At 73.2% G+C, this 22,156-nt stretch carries 15 protein-coding genes; 10 read left to right on the top strand and 5 right to left on the bottom strand.

The genetic code is table 11. The features are described from left to right. Window positions 1-110: 110 nt before the first annotated feature. The 4 genes from ACUY4T_RS09435 (at window position 111) to ACUY4T_RS09450 (ending at window position 6,626) form a co-directional block, all read left to right on the top strand. Window positions 111-1,202, top strand: a complete 1,092-nt coding sequence (locus ACUY4T_RS09435) for a Glu/Leu/Phe/Val dehydrogenase dimerization domain-containing protein (protein WP_446018672.1) — start codon at window positions 111-113, stop codon at window positions 1,200-1,202. Between the two features lie 98 nt (window positions 1,203-1,300). After that, window positions 1,301-2,560 (top strand): dimethylargininase, encoded by a 1,260-nt coding sequence (ddaH, locus tag ACUY4T_RS09440; protein WP_446018673.1) that lies wholly within the window; start codon window positions 1,301-1,303, stop codon window positions 2,558-2,560. A gap of 362 nt (window positions 2,561-2,922) precedes the next feature. Next, complete coding sequence (locus ACUY4T_RS09445; RefSeq protein WP_446018674.1) at window positions 2,923-4,824, top strand: ABC transporter ATP-binding protein; 1,902 nt, start codon at window positions 2,923-2,925, stop codon at window positions 4,822-4,824. Beyond that, on the top strand, window positions 4,821-6,626 hold the full coding sequence (locus tag ACUY4T_RS09450; RefSeq protein ID WP_446018675.1) for an ABC transporter ATP-binding protein: 1,806 nt from the start codon (window positions 4,821-4,823) through the stop codon (window positions 6,624-6,626). Before ACUY4T_RS09445 ends, ACUY4T_RS09450 begins: the two co-directional genes overlap by 4 nt. Window positions 6,627-6,676: 50 nt before the next feature. Here the strand turns inward: ACUY4T_RS09450 and ACUY4T_RS09455 are convergent, their stop codons facing one another. The 3 genes from ACUY4T_RS09455 to ACUY4T_RS09465 form a co-directional block, all read right to left on the bottom strand. After that, window positions 6,677-8,008 (bottom strand): type III PLP-dependent enzyme, encoded by a 1,332-nt coding sequence (locus tag ACUY4T_RS09455; protein WP_446018676.1) that lies wholly within the window; start codon window positions 8,006-8,008, stop codon window positions 6,677-6,679. Beyond that, window positions 8,005-8,574, bottom strand: a complete 570-nt coding sequence (locus ACUY4T_RS09460; protein ID WP_446018677.1) for a hypothetical protein — start codon at window positions 8,572-8,574, stop codon at window positions 8,005-8,007. The genes ACUY4T_RS09455 and ACUY4T_RS09460 overlap by 4 nt, the downstream gene beginning before the upstream one ends. Before the next feature lie 86 nt (window positions 8,575-8,660). Further along, the gene (locus ACUY4T_RS09465) at window positions 8,661-12,263 is read right to left on the bottom strand and encodes a DUF3376 domain-containing protein (RefSeq protein ID WP_446018678.1); all 3,603 of its coding nucleotides are present in this window, start codon (window positions 12,261-12,263) and stop codon (window positions 8,661-8,663) included. A 266-nt stretch (window positions 12,264-12,529) separates the two neighbouring features. Between ACUY4T_RS09465 and ACUY4T_RS09470 the strand changes: the two genes are divergently transcribed. Together ACUY4T_RS09470 and ACUY4T_RS09475 are read left to right on the top strand one after the other, a co-directional pair. Next, window positions 12,530-13,168 (top strand): response regulator, encoded by a 639-nt coding sequence (locus ACUY4T_RS09470; protein ID WP_446018679.1) that lies wholly within the window; start codon window positions 12,530-12,532, stop codon window positions 13,166-13,168. A 9-nt stretch (window positions 13,169-13,177) separates the two neighbouring features. Next, window positions 13,178-15,082: a sensor histidine kinase gene (locus ACUY4T_RS09475; protein WP_446018680.1), complete on the top strand. Its 1,905-nt coding sequence runs from the start codon at window positions 13,178-13,180 to the stop codon at window positions 15,080-15,082. 10 nt (window positions 15,083-15,092) lie between these two features. Here the strand turns inward: ACUY4T_RS09475 and ACUY4T_RS09480 are convergent, their stop codons facing one another. Both ACUY4T_RS09480 and ACUY4T_RS09485 read right to left on the bottom strand, forming a co-directional pair. Further along, window positions 15,093-15,404 (bottom strand): MGMT family protein, encoded by a 312-nt coding sequence (locus tag ACUY4T_RS09480; RefSeq protein WP_446018681.1) that lies wholly within the window; start codon window positions 15,402-15,404, stop codon window positions 15,093-15,095. A 29-nt stretch (window positions 15,405-15,433) separates the two neighbouring features. Beyond that, window positions 15,434-15,892 carry a GNAT family N-acetyltransferase gene (locus ACUY4T_RS09485; RefSeq protein ID WP_446018682.1) on the bottom strand — a complete coding sequence of 153 codons (459 nt, stop codon included), beginning with the start codon at window positions 15,890-15,892 and terminating at the stop codon, window positions 15,434-15,436. A gap of 162 nt (window positions 15,893-16,054) precedes the next feature. Between ACUY4T_RS09485 and ACUY4T_RS09490 the strand changes: the two genes are divergently transcribed. The 4 genes from ACUY4T_RS09490 (at window position 16,055) to ACUY4T_RS09505 (ending at window position 21,973) form a co-directional block, all read left to right on the top strand. After that, window positions 16,055-17,272 (top strand): NADP-dependent isocitrate dehydrogenase, encoded by a 1,218-nt coding sequence (locus ACUY4T_RS09490; protein ID WP_446018683.1) that lies wholly within the window; start codon window positions 16,055-16,057, stop codon window positions 17,270-17,272. A 111-nt stretch (window positions 17,273-17,383) separates the two neighbouring features. Further along, window positions 17,384-19,285, top strand: coding sequence for a heavy metal translocating P-type ATPase (locus ACUY4T_RS09495; RefSeq protein WP_446018684.1), 1,902 nt, complete (start codon window positions 17,384-17,386; stop codon window positions 19,283-19,285). A gap of 163 nt (window positions 19,286-19,448) precedes the next feature. Continuing rightward, window positions 19,449-20,639, top strand: a complete 1,191-nt coding sequence (locus tag ACUY4T_RS09500) for an ROK family transcriptional regulator (RefSeq protein ID WP_446018692.1) — start codon at window positions 19,449-19,451, stop codon at window positions 20,637-20,639. Between the two features lie 68 nt (window positions 20,640-20,707). Then, the gene (locus ACUY4T_RS09505; RefSeq protein ID WP_446018685.1) at window positions 20,708-21,973 is read left to right on the top strand and encodes an extracellular solute-binding protein; all 1,266 of its coding nucleotides are present in this window, start codon (window positions 20,708-20,710) and stop codon (window positions 21,971-21,973) included. The last annotated feature ends 183 nt before the right edge of the window (window positions 21,974-22,156 follow it).

A 22,156-nucleotide genomic window follows, 5' to 3' on the forward strand; every position in this document is an offset into this window, starting at 1 on the left:
CGTCGAACGTGCCCGGAGCGGCATCCGCGCCGGAGTACCCTTGGAGGCGAGGCGCCCACGAAGCGCCGGCACAGCCACGCCCACAAGGCGATGAACAAGGAGACCGATCGATGACGATCACCCACGACCCGGCACCGTCCCCCGAGGTCCACGCCGCACTTCCCGTCGACGCACCGGACCACGAGCGCGTGCTCATCACGCGCGGTCCGCGATCGGGCCTCACCATCGTCGTCGCGGTGCATTCCACCGCGCTCGGCCAGGCGCTGGGCGGGGCCCGCGTCTGGCACTACGAGCAGTGGACCGACGCGCTCGCCGACGCCCTGCGACTTTCCCACGCCATGACCCTCAAGAACGCGGCGGCCGGCCTCGCCCGGGGCGGCGGCAAGTCGGTGGTGTGCATCCCCGCCGGCGAGATCCTCGACGAGGCGCGCCGCCACGACGCCATGCTCGACCTCGGCGACGCGGTCGAGTCGCTCGGCGGCGCCTACATGACCGCGGAGGACGTCGGCACCAGCGCGGAGCTCATGGCGGTCGTGCACGAGCGCACCGAGCACGTCTGCGGCCTGCCCGCCGAGCAGGGCGGCGTCGGCGAGCCGGCGGATGCCACGGCGGCGGGCGTCCACGCCGGCATCCTCGCCACCCTCGACCACGTCTTCGGATCGCGCGACGTGGCGGGCCGCCACTTCGTCGTCGCCGGACTCGGGCAGGTCGGCGGCCGGCTCGCCCGCGCCCTCGCGGCCGGCGGCGCGCGCCTGACCGTGACGGATGTCGCCGAGTCCAAGCGCGCCCTCGCCGAGGAGCTCGGCGCGACGTGGGTGCCGCCGGTCGACGCGCACCGGGTCGAGGCCGACCTGTTCGTCCCGTGCGGCCTCGGCGGCGTGCTGACGCCCCGGGTGGTCGAGGAGTTGCGGGTGCGCGCCGTGGTGGGCGCGGCGAACAACCAGCTGGCCGAGCGCGACGTCGCCCGGCTCCTGCGCGGTCGCGGCATCGTCTGGGCGCCGGACTTCGTCGTGAACGCCGGCGGCGTGGTCTACCTCGACCTCGCGTCGACGCCCGGCATCGGCCAGGAGGAGCTCGACCGCCGCATCGCCGGGATCGGCGACGTGGTCGGCGCGGTGCTGCGCGACGCGGACGCCGCGGGCATCACGACGCTCGACGCGGCGGAGCGCCTCGCCGAGGCGCGCCTGGCCGCCGCCCGCTGATCCACCCCACGTCGACCGGCCCCGGACCCGGGCCGCGGGCGCCGCTCCACGAGGGCGCCCGCGGCCGTGTCCGCCGCGCGCCCCGATAGGCTGGCGCCATGACGACGCCCCCCGCGATCCGCATCCCGGCCGCCCCCGACCGGTCGCCGGCCCAGGCGACGGTGGCACGCCGGAGCGTCGCGGTGATCGCGTCGGCCGCGGCGGTCGCGCTCGTCGCGTTCGCCGCGGGCGTGCTGGCCACCTCCATCGCACAGGGGCAGAGCCCCGCGGTGTTCGGTCAGGCCGTCGGCTACTTCGGGCTCGCTGCGCTCGCGCTCTGGGCCCTGCTCTGCGTCGCCAACGCGGCCGGTGCGCTGCGCGCCTGGTTCCTCGCCGCGCTCGTCGGCCTCACGTCGGCCGTCCTCGCCTCGCTGCTCGCGGCCAGCACGAACGTCCTCACCCGCGGCATCGAGGTCAGCAGCCAGGTCTTCTCGGTCGTGCTCGGCTCCCTCGTGGGCATCAACCTCGCGTTCATCGTCGCGGCCGTGCTCGCCGAGGTGTTCCTCGCTCCGCGCGTCGAGCGCGCCGTGGTCCGACGCCGGCCGCGGCGACTCCACCGCAAGATCGCGCTGGTGCGCATCCCCGCGTCCAACCTCGCCGAGGGCCAGCTCACCCACCTCGAGCGGCGACCCGTCGACACCGCGCGTGCCGACGAGCAATGGGACGACTACTGCGCCGCACTCGTGGCCGAGGGCTGGGACACGGTCGAGGTCGACGCGGCGCCCGACCTCCCCGATTCCGTCTTCATCGAGGACACGGTGGTCTTCTTCGGCGACCTCGCCGTCCTGGCCAATCCCGGTGCGGAGTCGCGCACCGCGGAGGTCGAGGCGGTCGAGCGCGCGGTGCGCGCCATCCCGGGCGTCTCGATCGCGCGCATCGCCGCGCCGGGCACCCTCGACGGCGGCGACGTGCTGAAGGTGGGCGGCACCGTCTACGTGGGCGCGTCCGGCCGGACGAACGCCGAGGGCATCCGCCAGCTCCGCGCCATCCTGTCGCCGCGCGGGTACACCGTCGTGGCGGTCCCGATGACCAAGGCGCTGCACCTGAAGAGCGCGGCGACGGCGCTGCCGGACGGCACCGTGATCGGCCACCCCGACCTGCTCGAGACCACGTCGCTGTTCCCGCGGTTCCTCGCGGTGCCGGAGGCCGAGGGCGTCGCCGTCGTGCTGCTCTCCGACGAGACGCTCCTCATGTCGGCGTCCGCGCCGCGCACCGCCGAGCTGCTCTCGGACCTCGGCTACCGCGTCGTGACCGTCGACATCGGCGAGTTCGAGAAGCTCGAGGGCTGCGTGACCTGCCTGTCGGTGCGCGTCCGCTGAGGGCGCGCCGTTCGCACGAATCCGCTCTTGCGCGATCGGCTCGTCGAGCCGTACTCTGAAAGGCTGGCTGCGCGGGGAACCGTCCGCACGGCCGTGGGTTCGTGACAACGACGCAGGAGGACGACATGCAGACCACCGACACTCTCGCCCGTACGGTCGCGGCGTTCGGTCCTGCCGTTCCGTCGCCCGTCACGGACCGCATCGGCTAGCGCCGACCCGGACCGTCCGCCGGCACGCAGCCGGCCCTCACCGCGAGCAGCGCGATCCGCGGCCCCTCGTCCGCGCGCCTCCACGCGCGCCTCCACCCTCCCTCGACGTGTCCCGTTCGCCGGCGACCCGTCGCGCACCCGGAAGGACCCGGCGTGACCGCCACCCATTCCCAGCCCACCCCTCCGCACGCCACGCGCACCGGGACGGTGCGGGCGCTGCTGCGCCTGCGCGAGTTCGCGCGGCCCGCGATGCCGTGGCTGCTCGCCGGCATGGCTGCGTCGCTCGTCTCGCAGCTCGTCGCGCTGTCGATCCCGCAGGTGCTGCAGGCGATCGTCGACGGCCCGCTCAGCAACGGCGACGCGGCATCCGTCGTGCCGCTGGCGCTGCTCGTGCTCGCGCTCGGGATCGTGGAGGCGCTGCTCGTGGCGCTGCGCCGCTGGTTCGTGCTGCGACCGGGCACGCGCGTCGAGGCGGCCATGCGCAACGCGCTCTACGCGAAGCTGCAGGACCTGCCGGTCGGCTTCCACGATCGATGGCCCAGCGGCCAGCTGCTGTCCCGGGCGATGGGCGACCTCAACCTGATCCGCCGATGGATGTCGTTCGGCCTCGTCCTGCTCACCGCGAACCTCGTGGTGATCGTCATCGGCATCGGCATCCTCGTGTCGATGAACTGGATGCTGGGCCTGGCGTTCCTCGTCGGCTCCCTGCCGCTCTGGGTCATCGGCTACCGGTTCGAGGGGCGGTACTCCGAGGTGTCGCGTCGGAGCCAGGACCAGCAGGGCGACCTCGCGACCGCCGTCGAGGAGTCCGTGCACGGCATCCGGGTGCTCAAGGCGTTCGGACGCGGCAAGCACGCGCTCACGACGTTCCGCGCCCGCGCCGAGACCCTCCGCTCCACCGAGCTCGAGAAGGGCCGGCTCGAGGCGGCGATCTGGTTCTGGCTCATCGTGATCCCCGCGGTCGCGCTCGCGGCATGCCTGGCGCTCGGCGTCTGGCTCGCCGCGCAGGACCGGCTCACCGTCGGCGAGCTGGTCGCCTTCTTCGCGACGGCGGGCGTGCTCGCCTGGCCGATCGAGTCGATCGGGTTCCTGCTGGCGTGGACGCTCGACGCCCGCGCGGCGACCGACCGCTACTTCGACATCATGGACACCCGCAACGACATCGTCGACGCCGAGCGGCCGGCGTCGATCGGGCGGCCGCGCGGCGAGCTCGCCTTCCGGGACGTGCACTTCCGCTACCAGGACTCGCCCGAGCGCTTCGGCGACCTGCTCGACGGGGTCGACCTCGTCGTGCGACCGGGCGAGACGATGGCGCTCGTCGGGCTCACCGGCTCGGGCAAGACCACGATGACCGCCCTGGCCACGCGCCTGTACGACGTGACCGCGGGCGCCGTCGAGCTCGACGGCGTCGACGTGCGCGCCCTCAGCCGGGAGGAGCTCCGCCGCCACGTGGCGATGGCCTTCGAGGATGCCACGCTGTTCTCGGCGTCGGTGCGCGACAACGTGCTGCTCGGACGCCCCGACCTGACCGGCGACGCGGCATCCGACCCCGTCGTGGCGGCCGAGGCGGAACGCGTGCTCGCCGACGCCATCCGGATCGCGCAGGCCGGGTTCGCCCACGGCCTGCCCGACGGACTGGACACGATGGTCGGTGAGGAGGGGATGAGCCTCTCCGGCGGCCAGCGGCAGCGGCTCGCGCTCGCGCGCGCCGTCGCGGCCGACCCGGCGGTGCTGGTGCTCGACGACCCGCTCTCCGCACTCGACGTCGCGACCGAGGCGAGGGTCGAGGCCGAGCTGCGGCGGGTGCTCGCGGGCACGACCGCGCTGATCGTCGCCCACCGCCCGTCGACGGTCATGCTCGCCGACCGCGTCGCGCTGCTCGAGGACGGCCGCATCAGCGCGGTCGGCACCCACTCCGAGCTGCTCGCGACGAGCGAGCACTACCGGTTCGTGGTCTCGAGCCTCGTCGACGAGGAACGGGAGCGGCGCGAGGGTTCGGGCGGCCGCATCGAGGCCCGAGACGAACCCGTCGAACGAGAGGAGGTGGCCCGATGAGCGTCACCGGTGTCGCCGGCGAGGAACGCCACGACTTCACGAAGGCCGAGTCCGCGCACATCCGCCGCCGGTCGCTGCGACTGCTGCGCTCGCTGCTCCGGCCGCTGCGCGGCACGCTCTGGCTCACCATGACGGTGGTCCTCGTGTCCACGCTCGCGCAGGTGGCCGGTCCCGCGCTGATCGCGTACGGCATCGACACCGGCCTGCCGGCGCTCGTGCGCGGCGAGTGGATGCCGACCGCCCTCGCCGGCTTCGCCTACCTGTTCACCGGGATCGTCGGGGCGTTCCTCATCGCCTGGTACATCCGCCTCGCGGCACGGATCAGCCAGGCGGTGCTGATCGACCTGCGCACGCGGATCTTCCTGCACACCCAGAAGCTCTCGCTGGAGTTCCACGAGTCCTACACGTCCGGTCGCATCATCTCGCGGCAGACGAGCGACCTCGACGCGATCCGGGAACTGCTCGACGAGGGGGTGAACTCGCTCGTCCGCGGCGCGCTCTACATGGGGTTCACGGGGGTCGCGCTGGTGCTGCTCGACCCCGTGTCGGGGCTGGTGCTGGCCGGATCGCTCATTCCCCTCGCGCTGCTCACCCGATGGTTCCAGCGCCGGTCGCAGCGGCTCTTCCGCCGCTCGCGCACGGCCTCGGCGAACCTCATCGTGCAGTTCGTCGAGACGATGACGGGGATCCGGGCCGTGCAGGCGTTCCGCACCGAGCGCCGCAACCAGCGGGTGTTCGGAGGCCTGGTGGAGGACTACCGGCAGGTCAACGCGCGCGTCATCCAGCTGTTCGGGATCTACGACCCCGGGCTGATCCTGATCGGCAACGTGGCGGTGGCGATCGTGCTGCTCGTCGGCGGCCTCCGGGTCATCGACGGGCAACTCGAGATCGGCGTGCTGCTCGCGGCACTGCTGTACACGCGCCGCTTCTTCGACCCGCTCGAGGACATGGCGGTGTTCTACAACGGCTACCAGTCGGCGTCGTCGGCCCTCGAGAAGATCTCCGGCGTGCTCGAGGAGGACCCGAGCGTGCCCGATCCGCGCGATCCGGTCGACCTCTGGCAGGCCGACGGGCGGGTCCGGTTCGAGGGCGTGGAGTTCGCCTACACGCCCGAGCGGGTGGTGCTGCCGAGGTTCGACCTCGACATCCCCGCCGGCAGCACGGTGGCGCTCGTCGGCTCGACGGGGGCGGGCAAGTCGACGCTCGCCAAGCTCGTCGCGCGGTTCTACGACCCGAGCGACGGGGTGGTCGAGCTCGACGGCGTCGACCTGCGGCGCCTGCACCCGAAGGACCTGCGACGCGCGATCGTGATGGTCACGCAGGAGGCCTACCTGTTCTCGGGCTCCGTGGCCGACAACATCCGGCTCGGGAAGCCCGATGCGACCGCGGCCGAGATCGTCGCCGCCGCCCGGGCGGTCGGCGCCCACGAGTTCATCGAGGGACTGCCGAACGGGTACGACACCGACGTCAACAAGCGCGGCGGGCGGGTGTCGGCCGGCCAGCGGCAGCTCATCTCGTTCGCGCGGGCGTTCCTCGCCGACCCTGCGGTGCTGATCCTCGACGAGGCGACGTCCTCGCTCGACATCCCGTCGGAGCGTGCGGTCCAGCAGGGACTGCAGACGCTCCTCGCCGACCGGACGGCGATCATCATCGCGCACCGCCTGTCGACGGTCGCGATCGCCGACCGCGTGCTGGTGATGGAGCACGGCCGGATCGTCGAGGACGGCTCGCCCGCCGAGCTCGTCGCCGGCGAGGGCAGGTTCGCCGCGCTGCACACCGCCTGGCGCGACTCGCTCGTCTGACGGGCGGCGGATGCCGCGGGCCCGGCCCGCGGCATCCGCCCGCCACGGCGTCACGCGCGGGGGAGGACGACGACGCGGGTCGGCGCGATGCCGTTGAAGCCGGTCGCGGTCGCCCAGGTGTACGCGCCCATCATCGGCGAGACCAGCAGGTCGCCGTCGGCGAGCGGCGGAAGCGGCAGGTGCCGGGCGACCACGTCGACGCTGTCGCACGTCGGGCCGGCGAGCGTCACCGGGACGCGCGTGCGCGTCACCACCCGCCGCGCCGCGCGATCGTCCGCGGCGTCGCCGGCGGGCGGCAGGCCCAGCTCGGTCGCGGCGAACACGGGCGCATGCACGTCCTCCGCGATGATGTTCGAGTAGGCGCCGTAGACGCCCTCGTCGAGGTGGTGCCATCGTCCGTCGGCGCGATCGGCGGTGCCGATCACCCGTGAGACGAGCGTCATGGCGGGGGCGGCGACGAAGCGCCCGGGTTCGGCGACCACGCGCACGTGCGGGGGCACGGCGGCCAGGGCCGTGCGGATGCCGCGGGCGAGCACGCCGAGCGACGGCACGGGCTCGTCGTAGGCGACCGGGAAGCCCCCGCCGAGGTCGAGCAGTTCGAAGCGGATGCCGTGGCGCGCCTCGAGCTCCCGCATCAGGCGGAGCGAGGTCGCGATCGCCCGCAGCCAGGGCTCGGCCGAGGTGGTCTGGCTGCCGACGTGGAACGTGAACCCCCGCACCGGCAGGCGAGCGGCGAGGCACCGCTCGACGAGTGCCGGCGCGTCCTCGGGCGCCACGCCGAACTTCGACGAGAGGTCGGACTTCGCCGCCGGGTTCGGGAAGGACAGCCGGACGAGCACTCCCACCTCGCAGCAGGGCAGGCCCGCGAACTTGCCGATCTCGGAGGGGCTGTCGACCACGAAGGTGCGGATGCCGCGGAGGTAGGCGCTGGTCACGTCGGCGACGGTCTTCACCGGATGCGTGTGCAGGCATCGGGCGAGCGGGACCCCGCGTCGCTCGAGCAGGTCGACCTCGCCGCGCGAGGCGACCTCGAACGAGGCGCCGGCAGCGTGGACCGCGTCGATGACGGCGGGGTGCGGGAGCGACTTGGTGGCGAAGTGGATGCCGACGTCGGGCAGTTCGCGTCGGAGTTCCCGCAGCTGCCCGGCGACGCGGTCGAGGTCGAGCAGGAGCAGCGGCGACCCGTGCCGGCGGACCAGCGCGCCGAGGCCGATGCGCTGCGCATCGGCCGCGAGCTCGCGGCGGACGCGTTCGCGGTGCGGCAGGTCGGGGTCGGCCGCGACGGCGTCGGCACCGTGGCGCAGTCGCGGCGCGGTGCGCGGCCGGCCGGGTGCGGCGGCGGGCACGACCGGGCGCGGGCCGGTGCGGGTGAGCAGGCTCATGGGACCACCGCCGGGCTCGGGCCGGCGGGCGCCGTCTTCGGTCCGCCCGCAGCGCCGTGGAGGCCCGATCGGCCGTCCGGCAGGATGATGCGGCGGCCGAGCTCGAACGACGCGATCGTCACGGCGTAGAACACCGCGTCGGCGGCCAGCTTGCCGGCGAGCCAGGCCATCGGGTCCGGCCCGAGCCAGGCGGCCGCGGCGACCAGGAGCGCCGGCCGCACCAGGAGGGTGTCGAGCACCTCGGCCGGTCCGAACTCGGCGATCATGCCGCGCGCGGTCAGCGCGCACGCGAGCCCGGCGCGGGCGGCCGGGTGCGCGAGCCGGGAGACGCGGCGCGATGCGAGATGGTCCCGGATCCCGCGGATGACGACGAGCGCGTAGTAGCCGACGCCCTCCGCGACGGTGCCGGCGATCGCGGCGACGACGATCGATCCGCTCGCCTCGTACGCCGCCCACGACCCGGCCACGGCGGTGACGGTGCCGAGCACCTCGAGCGGCAGGTACCGCGCGACCCACGTCGCGACGCGGCTGCGCCGCGTGCGAGGTCCGCCAGTGCCGTGCGACATGCTCCGAGCGTGGCAGCGCGTCGCGCGCCCGGAATCCGGATGCACCCCTCGAACCGTTCGGGGCGACCCCTGAGATCCGCGTTCGGCTACCCGAGCGGAGCCCGCTGCACCTCGTCCGCGATGGGCGGCACGTCGCGCACCCACTCGGGCATGACCCAGAGCAGGAAGGCCCAGACCACGAGGAACACCCCGGCGGTCACGGTGTCGGCGAGCAGCGGCGCGATGCCCGCCGTGGCGAAGTCGTCGGCGATCCAGGCGGCGACCGCGGCGATGCCGACGGAGGCCAGGGTGACCGTGATCCAGTTGACGCCCCGGGTCGCGGCGACCTGCGCCCGGTCCGCGCCGATCCGGAGCCAGTCGACGGTGAGCGCGATCGTCACGGCGACCGCGCCGGCGCTCAGCACGGCGAGGTTCAGCAGGCCGGACGGGGCCAGCAACGGCGGAAGCTCGCCGACCGCGTCCAGCCAGAGCTGCGCGAGCGGCAGCAGGCCGCCCAGCACGCCGAAGACGACGAGCATCGTGATGGTGCGACGGTCGCGGCCTGGTACGGCGGCGCGCCGGGAGGCCGAGGCCAGGCGACGGGCGATGACGCCGAGCACGACCGTGACCCCGATGCCGAGCACCATGAGCAGGAAGTTCCATTGCAGGAACGCGATGACGAGCGGGACCAGGCTCGCGGTGGCGACGCCCGCCATGACGTAGGCGCGGCCCCGGGCTGCGACGCGGGCCTGCTCGGCCTCGCGGCCGAGCGCGCCCCCGAGTTCCACGGCGACCGCGTGCCAGCGGCGTTGGACGCCGACGACCGCCGCCCAGATGGCGATCGCGGCCGCGATCGCCAGCACGGCGACCACGACCGACCACCCGGGCGGCAGGTCGCCGAGCGGCTGCCAGGTGAGCGGCCAGACCGCGGCCGCGACGAAACCCGCGATGAGCGCGAGCCGTGGCGGGTCCGCGATCGCCGGGACCGCGACGAGCAGCGGGCGGAGGAGGGCGAGGATCGCCTGCGCGGCGATCCGCATGGGCGTGCCGACGGGCTGGACGAGCACGCGGACCAGCAGCCGCACGGCCCGCGAGGCGATCGCGAAGCGGTACGACGGCGTGAGGTTCACCACGGAGTCGGTGCCGGCGCGCAGGCGCGCGCGGCGCTCGGCGGCGTCGGTCGCCGCGGTGGCGGCATCGGCGAGCGCCGTCGTGCCCTCCACGTCGTGGGATGCCGCGGCGGCCCGGCTCTCGGGCGACGCGGCCTCGGGCCGTGCTCCGGGTCGGGGCTCCAGCGGGGAGAGGCCGGTCTCGACGTGGCGGGGATCGTCGGCCTCGGCGAGCACCGCGTCCTGCAGCAGGCGGACTGCCGCATCCGTTCGAACGCGCTCCGGGGTCAGCGACGTGAAGAAGCGCGCGAGTCCGGCGGCGGCGTCGAGCCGGCCCCACCACCAGTCGTTGACGCGCCACTCCTTCGCCAGGAAGCCGTAGAAGTTGCCGAACCCGTAGCCGGCGAGCTTGGCCCCGCGGTCGACGACGGGATGCTCCGCCGCGAACCTGACCGCATCGGCCACCTCGTCCACGCCCAGCCCGGGCGACCGGAGCGCGCGGCCGAGGACGGCGTACCGACGATCGGCCATGAGCGCGCCGAATTCGGCGGGGGAGTCGGGCTCCTCGTCGACCCCGATCGCCCAGTACCGCACGTGCGAGAGCGCCGCGGGGATGCCTGCGGCGTGGTAGAGCGGCGGAAGGTCGACCGCAGCCAGCGACGTGATCGCGACGAGCGGGCGCCACGCCGAGTCTGCCCAGGTCGTCGACATGGTCCGGCGCCCGGCCGCGGCCTCGCGCTCGATGCCGACGCTGGTGATGCGGAGGCGGGCGACCGCGTTGTCGAGCTTGGTCCACTCCTCGAAGGTCGGGAGGCGCCCGGACGACGTGAGCCACGCGTCGACCCAGCCGTCGATCTCGGCGGTGGTCGGCGTGCCGCCGCCGGCCGCGGCCCGATCGGTGAGGTCGAGCACGCGCGCCGTGAGTTCGTCGCGCCACTCGGTCGCGACCCGCAGCACGGCGTAGGCGGTGTCCCGCACCTCGCCGAGCCGGATGGCCTGACGTGCACCTTCGCGCTCGTGCATCGTCTCGAGCGCTCTCGTCCAGCCGAGCACGCAATTGGCGGCATCGGCGAGGGCGAGCGGCGACTTCGCGACCCTCGCCGTGTCCGCGACCCCGAGCGCGGCGAAGCGCCGGTCGAGCACCGGCCCCAGGGCGACGAGGCGATGCCGGGGGATCGGGCGGTAGCGACGGCGCGTGGACAGCGACGAGTTCAGTTGCCAGAGGCTCGGCGCCGAGATCGTCTCGGAGAGGTGGTCGGCGAGGTCCGCGGCGAGGGCGCGCACGTAGGCGACGCGACGCGCCTGGACGGCCTCCGACGTCCAGGGCGCGCTCGCCACGAGCGGTGCGGCCTCGGCGAGCCGAGCCGCGGCCACGAGCCGTTCGCCGTTGAACCGCTCGAGCTCGGCCACCTCGCGGGCCACCGACTCGCTGCGCATCTGCTTGGACACCATGGCCCGCAGCGTGCGGAAGAAGCGCGAGGCGTCGGCGTCCCACTTGGTCGCCCCGCCGACGGGCGGGTCCGGCTCGGGGTCGAGGAAGAGCATGACCCGGTCGGCGCGTCGGCGGGAGAGTCGCGTCCGGGCCGATCGCAGCGCCCGCTCGATGGGCACGTTGTCGAAGACCGCCCCGTCGACGATGCGGTAGGGGGTCCCCGGCTCCTCGCGGTGGGCGGCGAACGCGAAGCGCATCCCGCGGTCGGCCGCGGTCTCGGGTTCGCCGGCGGCGCCGTTCGAGGAGTCGATGTGGGCCGGTTCGAATCCGCCCGCGAGGGACGAGGTGGAGCGGGCCGCGAGCGCGAGTCGCTCGAGGCTCGCCCGGTCGTCGAGGTCGCGCGTGCGGTCGTTCCCGTCGTCGCGGCGGGGGATCCGGTTGTCGAGCAGGTGCTCGTCGCTGCCGATGAAGCGGAAGTGCCCGCGTCCCTCGTTGGCGTCCTCCTCGTACTCGTCGTCGCCGTCGATCACGGTGGCGGACAGGTCGACGCTCACGAAGTCGGCGACGAGGTCGTCGTGGCGCTCGCCGGTCTCGTAGAAGTCGGTCAGGGCGCGCAGCACCTCCGGTCGGAAGTAGCCGTCGCCCTGCATGAGCGCGACGATGCTGCGGGCGCCCGGGGGGTGCAGCAGGCCCCAGAAGCCGCCGACCTCGCCCCAGGTCTCGAGCAGGCGATCGAGTCCGGTGCCGGCGCGCTGCGCGACGGCGTAGACCACGGCGTTCAATCCGCCGGCGCTCGCCCCGGCCAGCAGGTCGAATTCCACGCGGTCGTAGCCGGCCGCGTCGAGCATCTCGGCGTACGCCTGGAGGCGGGCCAGGACGGGCGGGGTGAGCGGCCGTCCGGCGGGTTCGGGCACGAACGCGAGGGTCTCGCCGTCCTGGTCGTGGAGGCGGATGCGACGGATGAGGTCGAGCTCGGCGACGGCGCCGCCGATCCACACCGCGAGGCTCACTCCACCGCGCATCGCGAGTGCGATCCGCAACGTCCGGTTGAAGGAGGGGGACGCGTGACGGGCGGCCGCCATCGCCTCGACGGTGGATCCCGCCGGCACGGGGACGAGCCGGACGCGGCGATCCGCATCGGTGACCTGGGCGGGATCGTTCGGCTGCATGGCGCTCCTCGGGTGTCCGGGCGCCCGGGGCGCCTCGTCGTCCGCGCGGTCGTCAGGGGGCGCGGCGATCCCAGCGTGGCATGCCGCCCGGCGCCGCCGCATGCCCGCGGGCGGGTCGTGTCGGAATACCCCCACAACGGGGATGCCCCGGTCCCCCTCCGAACGCGGTAGCCTCACGATGGGCGGCGCATGGACGTCGACGACTGACGCACGCCTTCGACTGGAGGGTGGCATTGGAGCAGTCCGGTGAGCAGGCACGCCTGCGAGTGGCGATCGCAGACGATGCGTTGCTCCTGCGCGAAGGGATCGCCAAGGTCCTCGAGGGCGGCGGCATCGAGGTCGTCGCCTCGGTCGGCACGGCCGACGAACTGCTCGAGGTCCTCGACCGGGACCACCTCGATGCGGCGATCCTCGACATCCGCATGCCGCCCACGCACCGCGACGAGGGCATCGTCGCGCTCGAGCACATCCGGCAACGCGGCGACGACCTGGGCGTGCTCCTCTTGTCGATGTACGCCACCCCCGAGTACGCGCTCAGGGTCATGGGCGCCGGCAGCGGCACGGGCTACCTGCTGAAGGAGCGCGTCTCCGAACCGCAGACCCTGGTGCGCGCCGTGCAGACGGTCGCCTCGGGCGGCTCGGTGGTCGACCCCGAGGTGGTCGAGCAGCTGGTCAAGCGCACCCGCGCCGACGATCCGCTGGCGCGTCTCACCGAGCGCGAGCGGTCGGTGCTCGAGCTCATGGCGCAGGGGTACTCCAACGGCGGCATCGCCCAGACGCTGTTCCTGGGGCTGAAGACCGTGGAGACGCACGTGCGCAGCATCCTGCAGAAGCTCGACCTCGAGGAGTCGCCCGAGCACCACCGCCGCGTGCTCGCGGTGCTGACGCTCCTCGGCGAACGCTAGGACCCCGCGGTGAGCGTGCAGGAGCGTCGCCGCCGCATCGCGATCCGCGCCGCGGTCCTCATCGTCGCCGTCGCCTTCAGCCTGTGGATGGAGGTCGCCGGCTTCCTCGCGACGCCGGTCGCGGAGCAGAAGGAGGTCGCCTACGTCACGGTGCACGCCACGGTGCCCATCGTGTTCGCGGCGTGCGCGGCGATCGCCTGGTCCATCGGGCCGAACGACGTGCCGGCGCGCCTGATGGTGCTGTTCGTGTTCCTCTGGATCCCGCAGTCGATCTACGCGGTCATCGGCGACATGGGATGGCTCTGGCCCTTCGTCCGCGGCATCGACCTGGTCTGGGCCGTCGTGTCCGGCCTGCTCGTGCTCGTCTACCCCCGGGGCTGGCTCGGCGACCGGCTCGACCGGGTGATCGCGCGGACGGCGGTCGGCGCATCGGTGGTCAACCTGGTGGCCGTGCTCGCCCTCGCCGGGCCGGAGGCCGTGCCGTGCGATTGCGCGCCCAACGCCTACCGCGTCGCCGACGCGCCCGTGCTCTTCGCCGTGCTCGACTACGGCTACCGGGTCGTCGGCGTCGGGCTCGCACTGCTCATCGCCGGACGCCTCCTCGTCCGCTGGGTCCGCGGCAGCGTTCCGGCTCGCACGATCGCGTTCCTCATGCCGATCTCGCTGCTGGCCTGGGCGGTCGCGATCGCCGTGCAGGCGACCGGCTACATCACCGCGACCTCGACGGGGATGGTCATCGACACGGTGGCCCTCCTGGCCATGGCGGCCGTGCCTGTCACCTTCGTCGCGGGCATCTCGCACACCCGGAACATGCGGGCCCGAGTCGCCGACCTGATGCGGATCACCCGCGAGGGCGCCGACCGTGCGCTCTGGGCCGAATCGCTCGCGCGGACCCTCCGCGACGAGAGCGTGCGGGTCTTCTGGTGGGACGAGGAGCGCGGGCGCTACGTCGACGCCGCCGGGCACCTCATCGACTCGCAGGAGGAGGGCCGCGGCCACAGCATCCTGCCGGTGGCCTCGCCGTCGGGGCTGCCGATCGCGCTGATCCGCCACGACAAGGTGCTCACCGACAACATGCGCCTGCTCGACGGGGTCTCGAGCGCACTGCGGCTCTCGGTCGACAACGGCCGCCTCCGCTCCGACCTGGAGCGCACCCTCGACCAGGTGCGCCAGTCGCGCCAGCGCATCGTCGAGGCCGGCGACGAGGCGCGGCGGCGCATCGAACGCGACCTGCACGACGGCGCCCAGCAGCAGCTCGTCTCGCTCGGGATGCGGCTCCGGCTCGCGGCCAACACCGCCCGCGCCTCCGGCCAGGACGCGCTCGCCGAGGACCTCGAGGGGGCCATCGCGACGCTCAACCAGGGCCTGAAGGAGCTGCGGGAACTCGCCCACGGCATCCACCCGAGCCTCCTCTCGCAAGGCGGGCTCGCGCTCGCGGTGCCCGAGCTCGCGGGGCGGTGCCCGGTGCCGGTCGAGGTCGACGTGCAGGCCGACGGGGCGTTGCCGGAGCTCGTCGAGTCGACCGCCTACTTCGCCATCGCCGAGTCGCTGGCCAACATCGCGAAGCACTCGCAGGCGACGCGCGCCTGGGTGCGCGCGCGCATCGAGGACGACGAGGTCGCCATCGAGGTCCGGGACAACGGGGTCGGCGGTGCGTCGCTCGACCATGGGTCCGGCGTGCTCGGGATCGCGGACCGGATCGAGGCGGTCGGCGGAACGCTCGAACTGGTGAGCCCGCCCGGGTCGGGGACGACGGTCACGGTGCGGATGCCGCTGCACGCCCCGGCCACGGAGGGTGCCGCCGCCTCGGGGTCGGCCCTGCTCGTCGCGGTCGAGCCGGTCGAGCGGCAGGCCGACGTGCCCGGCGCGGCGGGCGTCCCGGCCGGCGGGATCGGAACGCCGCTCGACGGGTGACGCGGCACCGTCATCCGTCCCAGCGGCAGGCCGCCAGGTCGATGCGGTACCCGTCGTCGTCCGAGGCGGGGCGCAGCGGGACGCCCTCGGCGTCGTAGTGGCCCCGCGCCGCATCGGCGTGGCCGGCCGGAGGCCGGCCCCCGGCGCGGACCACGCGCCACCAGGGCACGGCATGGCCGTACCGGGCCATGACCTGCCCGACGGCCCGCGCACCACGAGAGCCGAGGGTCGCCGCGACGTCGCCGTAGGTCATGACCCGCCCCGGCGGGATGTCCTCGACGACGGCGAGCACGGCCTCGACGAAGCCGTCGGCCCGCGGCATCCGCTCGGCCCCCCGGGCCGGTCGCCCGGTCAGCTCGCGAGCTCGAGCGCGCCGATCACGTCGCCGTACTGCGTCTCGCCGATGTCGTGGAATCCGATGCGGTGGAAGAACTCGCCGGGCCCCTCTGCTCCGGGCTCCCAGAGCACGGTGATCCGGTCGAATCCGCGGCGCTTCGCCTCTTCTGCGAGGGCGTGCGCGAGGAACCGGCCGACGCCCTTGCCCTGCGCCTCGGCGTCGACGTTGATGCGCCAGATGCAGGCCCGGAACTCCTCGTGCTCGTTGTCGGGGTCGAAGTTGCCGTGGATGAAGCCGAGCACCTTGTCGTCGTTCAGCGCGACCCGCTGCCAGGCCGTCGCGGGGTTCACGACCGCCTGCTCGGCGGCGTAGGTCACGGGGGCGATGAACTGCTCCTGCCCCGGCTTCAGCGACAGGTTGTTCGCGGCAACCACGTTCGTCGCGTTCAGTTCTTCGAGTCGCAGCTCAGCCATGCAAGGCAGCCTAACCCGTCGATCGGCGCGCCGGGAAGGCGAACCGTTCTCTCGATGTCGAGATATTCCCGCGACGCGCTAAGCTGGCAGACGGCGTGTCGGACACCCCCGAGACTTCCTCGCTTTTCCAGCAATCCCACGAGATCCCAAGGAGACCGCCCCTTGAAGAAGATCAAGGTCGAAGGAACCGTCGTCGAACTCGACGGCGACGAGATGACCCGCATCATCTGGCAGGCCATCAAGGACCAGCTCATCCACCCGTACCTCGACGTCGACCTCGAGTACTACGACCTCTCGATCCAGAAGCGCGACGAGACCGACGACCAGATCACCGTCGACGCCGCCAACGCGATCAAGAAGCACGGCGTCGGCGTCAAGTGCGCGACGATCACGCCCGACGAGGCGCGCGTCGAGGAGTTCGGCCTGAAGAAGATGTGGCGGTCGCCGAACGGCACCATCCGCAACATCCTCGGCGGCGTGATCTTCCGCGAGCCGATCATCATCTCGAACATCCCGCGCCTCGTGCCCGGCTGGAACAAGCCGATCATCGTCGGCCGCCACGCGTTCGGCGACCAGTACCGCGCCACCGACTTCAAGTTCGACGGCCCCGGCACGCTCACGATGACCTTCACCCCGCAGGACGGCTCGGAGCCGCAGCAGTTCGAGGTCTTCCAGGCCCCGGGCTCCGGCATCGCGATGGGCATGTACAACCTCGACGCGTCGATCCGCGACTTCGCGCGCGCCTCGCTCAACTACGGCCTCGCCCGCAACTACCCGGTGTACCTCTCGACGAAGAACACGATCCTGAAGGCCTACGACGGCCGCTTCAAGGACATCTTCCAGGAGGTGTTCGACACCGAGTTCAAGGAGAAGTTCGACGCCGCCGGCATCACCTACGAGCACCGCCTGATCGACGACATGGTCGCGGCCTCGCTCAAGTGGGAGGGCGGCTACGTCTGGGCCTGCAAGAACTACGACGGCGACGTGCAGTCCGACACGGTCGCGCAGGGCTTCGGCTCGCTCGGCCTGATGACCTCGGTGCTCACGACGCCCGACGGCCGCATCGTCGAGGCCGAGGCGGCGCACGGCACGGTCACGCGCCACTACCGCCAGCACCAGCAGGGCAAGCCCACCTCGACGAACCCGATCGCCTCGATCTTCGCCTGGACGCGTGGCCTCGCGCACCGCGGCAAGCTCGACGGCAACCAGGAGCTCATCGACTTCTCGCACACGCTCGAGGACGTCGTCATCAAGACCGTCGAGTCCGGCGCCATGACGAAGGACCTCGCACTCCTCGTCGGCCCCGACCAGGAGTTCCAGACGACCGAGCAGTTCCTCGACACGATCGACGCGAACCTCAAGGCGCGCCTGGCCGCCTGAGCCGCCGCGCTCGAACCGTCCGAAGGGCCGGATGCCGCATGGCATCCGGCCCTTCGCCGTTTCCGGGACCACCGCGGTGACGGCTCGCGTCGCATCGGCGAGGATGGAGGCATGGCCCGCGGCATCCGTCTCATCCGGCGCTACCCGGCGGTCTCGCTGACGATCGCGATCGGGCTCGTCGGCATCGTGCTGGCGCTCTCGGGCCAGGGGTGGCTCGTCGCCTGGGTGTTCGGCGTCTACGCGCTGGGCGTCGCGGCCTGGCAGGCCGTCGGCATGGTGCGCGACATCCTGCGCGGGCACTTCGGGCTCGACATCCTGGCGGTCACCGCCATCGTCGCCACGGTCGCGGTGGGGGAGTACGTCGCCGCCCTGATCGTCGTGCTCATGCTCACCGGCGGCGAGGCACTCGAGGACTACGCGAACCGGCGCGCCAAGCGCGAACTCGACGCGCTGCTCACGCGTGCGCCGCAACGCGCGCACCGCGTGGTCGACGACCACTTCGTCGACGTGCCGGTCGACGCGGTGGAGCCCGGCGACGTGCTGCTCGTGCGGCCGAGCGAGATCGTGCCCGTCGACGGCACGCTGCGCTCAGAGGAGGCGTCCGTCGACGAGTCCTCGATCACGGGCGAGAGCATCCCCGTCGAGAAGCACTCAGGGGACCCGCTGCTCTCCGGGTCGGTGAACGGCCCGGCCGCCGTCGAGATCGTCGCGACCGCCCGCGCGGCCGACAGCCAGTACCAGCAGATCGTCGCGCTCGTCGCGGAGGCCGCGGCGAGCAAGGCGCCCGTGGTGCGGCTGGCGGATCGGTACGCGGTGCCCTTCACGGTCTTCTCGCTCCTGCTCGCGGGGGCTGCCTGGTGGATCTCCGGCGACCCGGTGCGCTTCGCCGAGGTGCTCGTGCTGGCCACGCCCTGTCCGCTGCTCATCGCGGCGCCGGTGGCCTTCATCGGCGGCATGAGTCGCGCCGCACGCAACGGGGTGATCGTGAAGGGCGGCGGCGTGCTCGAACTGCTCGCGCGCGCCCGGACGGCGGTGTTCGACAAGACCGGGACGCTGACGCACGGCTCGCCCGAGCTCGTGGCCGTCCGGCCCGAGGCGGGCTACGGCGAGGACGAGCTGCTGGGACTCGTCGCCTCGGCCGAGCAGTACTCGTCGCATGTCCTCGCGGCGTCGATGATCGATGCCGCGTCCGAGCGCGGCATCCGGCCACGCGAGGCCGCGACCGCGCGCGAGGCGGCCACGAACGGCGTCGTCGCGCGCATCGACGGCCGCGAGGTCGTCGTCGGCAAGTACGCGTTCGTCGCCGAGCACGCACCGGGCGCTCGGCGAACGGAGATCGCACCCGGCGAACTCGCCGTCTACGTCGCCGTGGACGGCGCCTACGCCGGCGCGCTGCTCGCGCGCGACCGGTTGCGCGACGACGCCGCAGCGACGCTCGCCCGACTCGACGAGCTCGGCGTGCACCACACCATGATGCTCACCGGCGACGCGCAGGCGACCGCCGACCACATCGCCGCCGAACTCGGGATCGAGCGCGTGCACGCCGAGTGCCTGCCCGCCGACAAGGTCGCGGAGGTCGCCGGCATCGCCGAGCGCCCGGTCGTCATGGTGGGCGACGGGGTCAACGACGCGCCCGTGCTCGCCGCGGCCGATGTCGGCATCGCGATGGGCGCGCGCGGCGCGACGGCGGCGAGCGAGTCCGCGAGCGCCGTGATCCTGGTCGACGACGTCTCGCGAACCGCCAAGGCGGTCGAGATCGGGCGGGACACGGTCCGCATCGCGCTGCAGAGCATCTGGCTCGGCATCGCCGTGAGCATCGCGCTCATGGTCGTCGCCACCTTCGGGTTCATCCCCGCCACGGTCGGCGCCCTGCTGCAGGAAGTGGTCGACCTCATCGCGATCCTCGCCGCGCTCCGCGCCATCGGCGGCCGCCGGGACGCGCGCGGACCGGACGGCATGGGCGCGACCGCGGCGTCGAGCGGAACCCCGCACTCGGACCGCGCGCACCGCTGAGCGGGCACGCCGCCGCGGTGCGAGCGGGCCGGGCGCCACCAGGTCACGGGTTTGTAAAGAAGCTGAACGAATAACGGCGGAATGCTTGCGCCGTGTTTGTTCGTAAGGTTTACTAACAAACGTGACGGCAACGGAAGCAGCACCCGGGCAGGCGCCCGCAGGCATGGCACTCGGCGGCGAGCGCCCGGCAGGGACGGCGACGGCTGCGGCCCCGGGCCACCTCTTCGCGGGGCGCGCCCTCCGCACGTCGGGCAAGGTGCTCCCCGAGCACGCCCGGAGCCACAACCGCTCCCTGGTCCTGCAGACGCTCTACACCCTGGGCGCGCAGAGCCGGGCGGACGTCGCTCGCGAGACGGGCCTCACGCGCGTCACCGTCTCCGACCTCGTCGCCGAACTGATCGGCGAGGGGCTCGTGGTCGAGCTGGGCCAGCGCGAGGACGCCCGCCCCGGCAAGCCCGCGACGCTCATCGACATCGACCGCGCCGGCCACCACGTGGTCGCCCTCGACCTCTCCGAGCACACGCGGTTCCGCGGCGCCGTCCTCGACCTCGACGGCACGACGGTCGCCCGCGCCGAGGTCGCCCTCGACGGCGCCGCGGGGGAGCGGGCGGTCGACCTCGTCGCCGAGCTCCTCGACGGCCTGCTCGCCCTCACCACCGCCCCGGTGCTCGGCATCGGCGTCGGATCGCCCGGCGTCGTCGGCCCGAACGGCGTCGTCCACTCCGCTCCGAACCTCGGCTGGACCGACCTCCCGCTCCAGGAGCGGCTGCAGGCGGCCTTCCACCTGCCCGTGCACGTCGCCAACGACGCGAACGTCGCGGTGCTCGCCGAGCACGCGTCGGCGCCCGGCGACCTCATCCTCGTGAAGGTCGGCCACGGCGTCGGCGCCGGCCTCATCGTCGGCGGACGCCCGGTGCTCGGCACCGGCAGCGCCGCGGGCGAGATCGGCCACGTCGTGGTCGGCACCGACGGCGGTCCGCGCTGCGCCTGCGGCAAGGACGGCTGCCTCGAGGCCTGGCTCGCCGTGCCCCGGCTCACCGCCGAGCTCGAGCGGCTCGGCGACGCGGATGCCGCGGCATCCGCTCGCGAAGAGACCCTGCGGGAAGCGGGCCGGCGCCTCGGCATCGTGCTCGCCCCCGTCGTCGGTGCGCTGAACCTCTCCGAGGTCGTGCTCAGCGGACCGGCGGAACTGCTCGACGGCCCGCTGCTCGAGGCGGCCGCAGAGACGGTCCGGAACCGGACGATGACGGAACACCACCGGGAACTGAGGCTCCGCATGACCGCGCACGGGCAGGACATCGTCCTGCGCGGCGCGGCCGTCATGGTCCTGTCCGGACAGCTCGGGGTCTCGTAGAGACCCGCCCCGCACCACGGGTGGCAGCGCCCCGCTTCCATCCCCTCCCCACCGAAAGGAACCCTGCAATGAGGAAACTCGGCATCGTGGCGCTCGGCGCCGCTGCTGCGCTCACCCTCGCCGGTTGCGCCACCTCCGGAAGCGACGCCGCTTCCGACGAGGGCGCCGAGATCCGCGTCTGGCTCGTCGGCACCGACACGCCCGACGCCGCGCGCGAGTACCTGGTCGAGACGTTCGAGGAGGAGCACCCGGGCTCCACGCTGGTCATCGAGGAGCAGTCGTGGGACGGCCTCGTCGACCGGCTCACCACGAGCCTCTCCGGCTCCGACAGCCCGGACATCGTCGAGGTCGGCAACACCCAGGCCTCGGCGTTCACGTCGGCGGGCGCGTTCATGGACCTGACCGAGCACTACGACGAGCTCGGCGGCGACGACCTCCTCCCCGGCTTCGTCGAGGCGGGCTCGTACGACGACAAGTTCTACGCCGCCCCGCTGTACTCCGGCGCGCGCCTGGTGTTCTACAAGAAGGACGCCCTCGAGGCCGCCGGGCTCGAGGTGCCGACCACGCTCGACGAGTACGTCGCCAACGGCGAGGCGCTCGCCGCGGCGAACCCGGGCAAGTCGGGCATCTGGTGGCCCGGGCAGGACTGGTACAACGCCCTCCCGTACATCTGGGAGAACGGCGGCGAGGTCGCCGTGCCTGACGGCGAGGAGTGGGACGCGCAGCTCTCGAGCGCCGAGTCCGTCGCCGGCCTCGAGCAGGTCCAGCAGGTCATGACGGCGGCGTCGCTGGCGCCGAAGGACGGCAACGAGACCAACCCCCAGGTCGGCTACTGCGACGGCACCACGCTGCAGCTCTCGGCACCGAGCTGGGTCAAGTGGTCGATCCTCGCGCCGGCCGACGCCGAGACGCCGGGCTGCCCCGATGAGGAGGCCAACCTCGGCGTCTACGCCCTCCCGGGCGCCGACGGCGACGCGGCCCAGGTGTTCGCGGGCGGCTCGAACATCGGCATCTCGGCGAACTCGAAGCACCCCGAGCTCGCGCTCGACGCGCTCGAGATCATCCTCTCGGACGAGTTCCAGACCATCTACGGCGAGAACGGCCTCGTGCCGGCCAAGCTCTCGCTCGCCGACACCCTCGGCACCGACGACGTCGCGCAGGCGATCGCCGCCGCCGCGGGCAACGCCAAGCTCACCCCGGCCTCGCCCAAGTGGGCCGACGTCGAGGCGGCCGGCATCCTGCAGGACCTCTTCGTGAAGATCGCGCAGGGCGGCGACGTCCAGGCGCTCGCCGAGGAGGCCGACCAGAAGATCGAGGACATCCTCAACGGCTGATCCTTCCCATCCGGTGCGGCCGCGCGCACACTGAACGTGCGGCCGCACCGGGACACCGGGCCCAGGGGGGGGGGGGGGGGGACAGCCCCCCCCCCCCCCCCACAAAAATAAGAGAGACCCCCCACCCTCCCCCCCCCCCCTCGCCTTTACTCCATACTCATCAAACAAAAAGGCACCGCCGAC

Source organism: Agromyces arachidis (genome assembly GCF_052805135.1).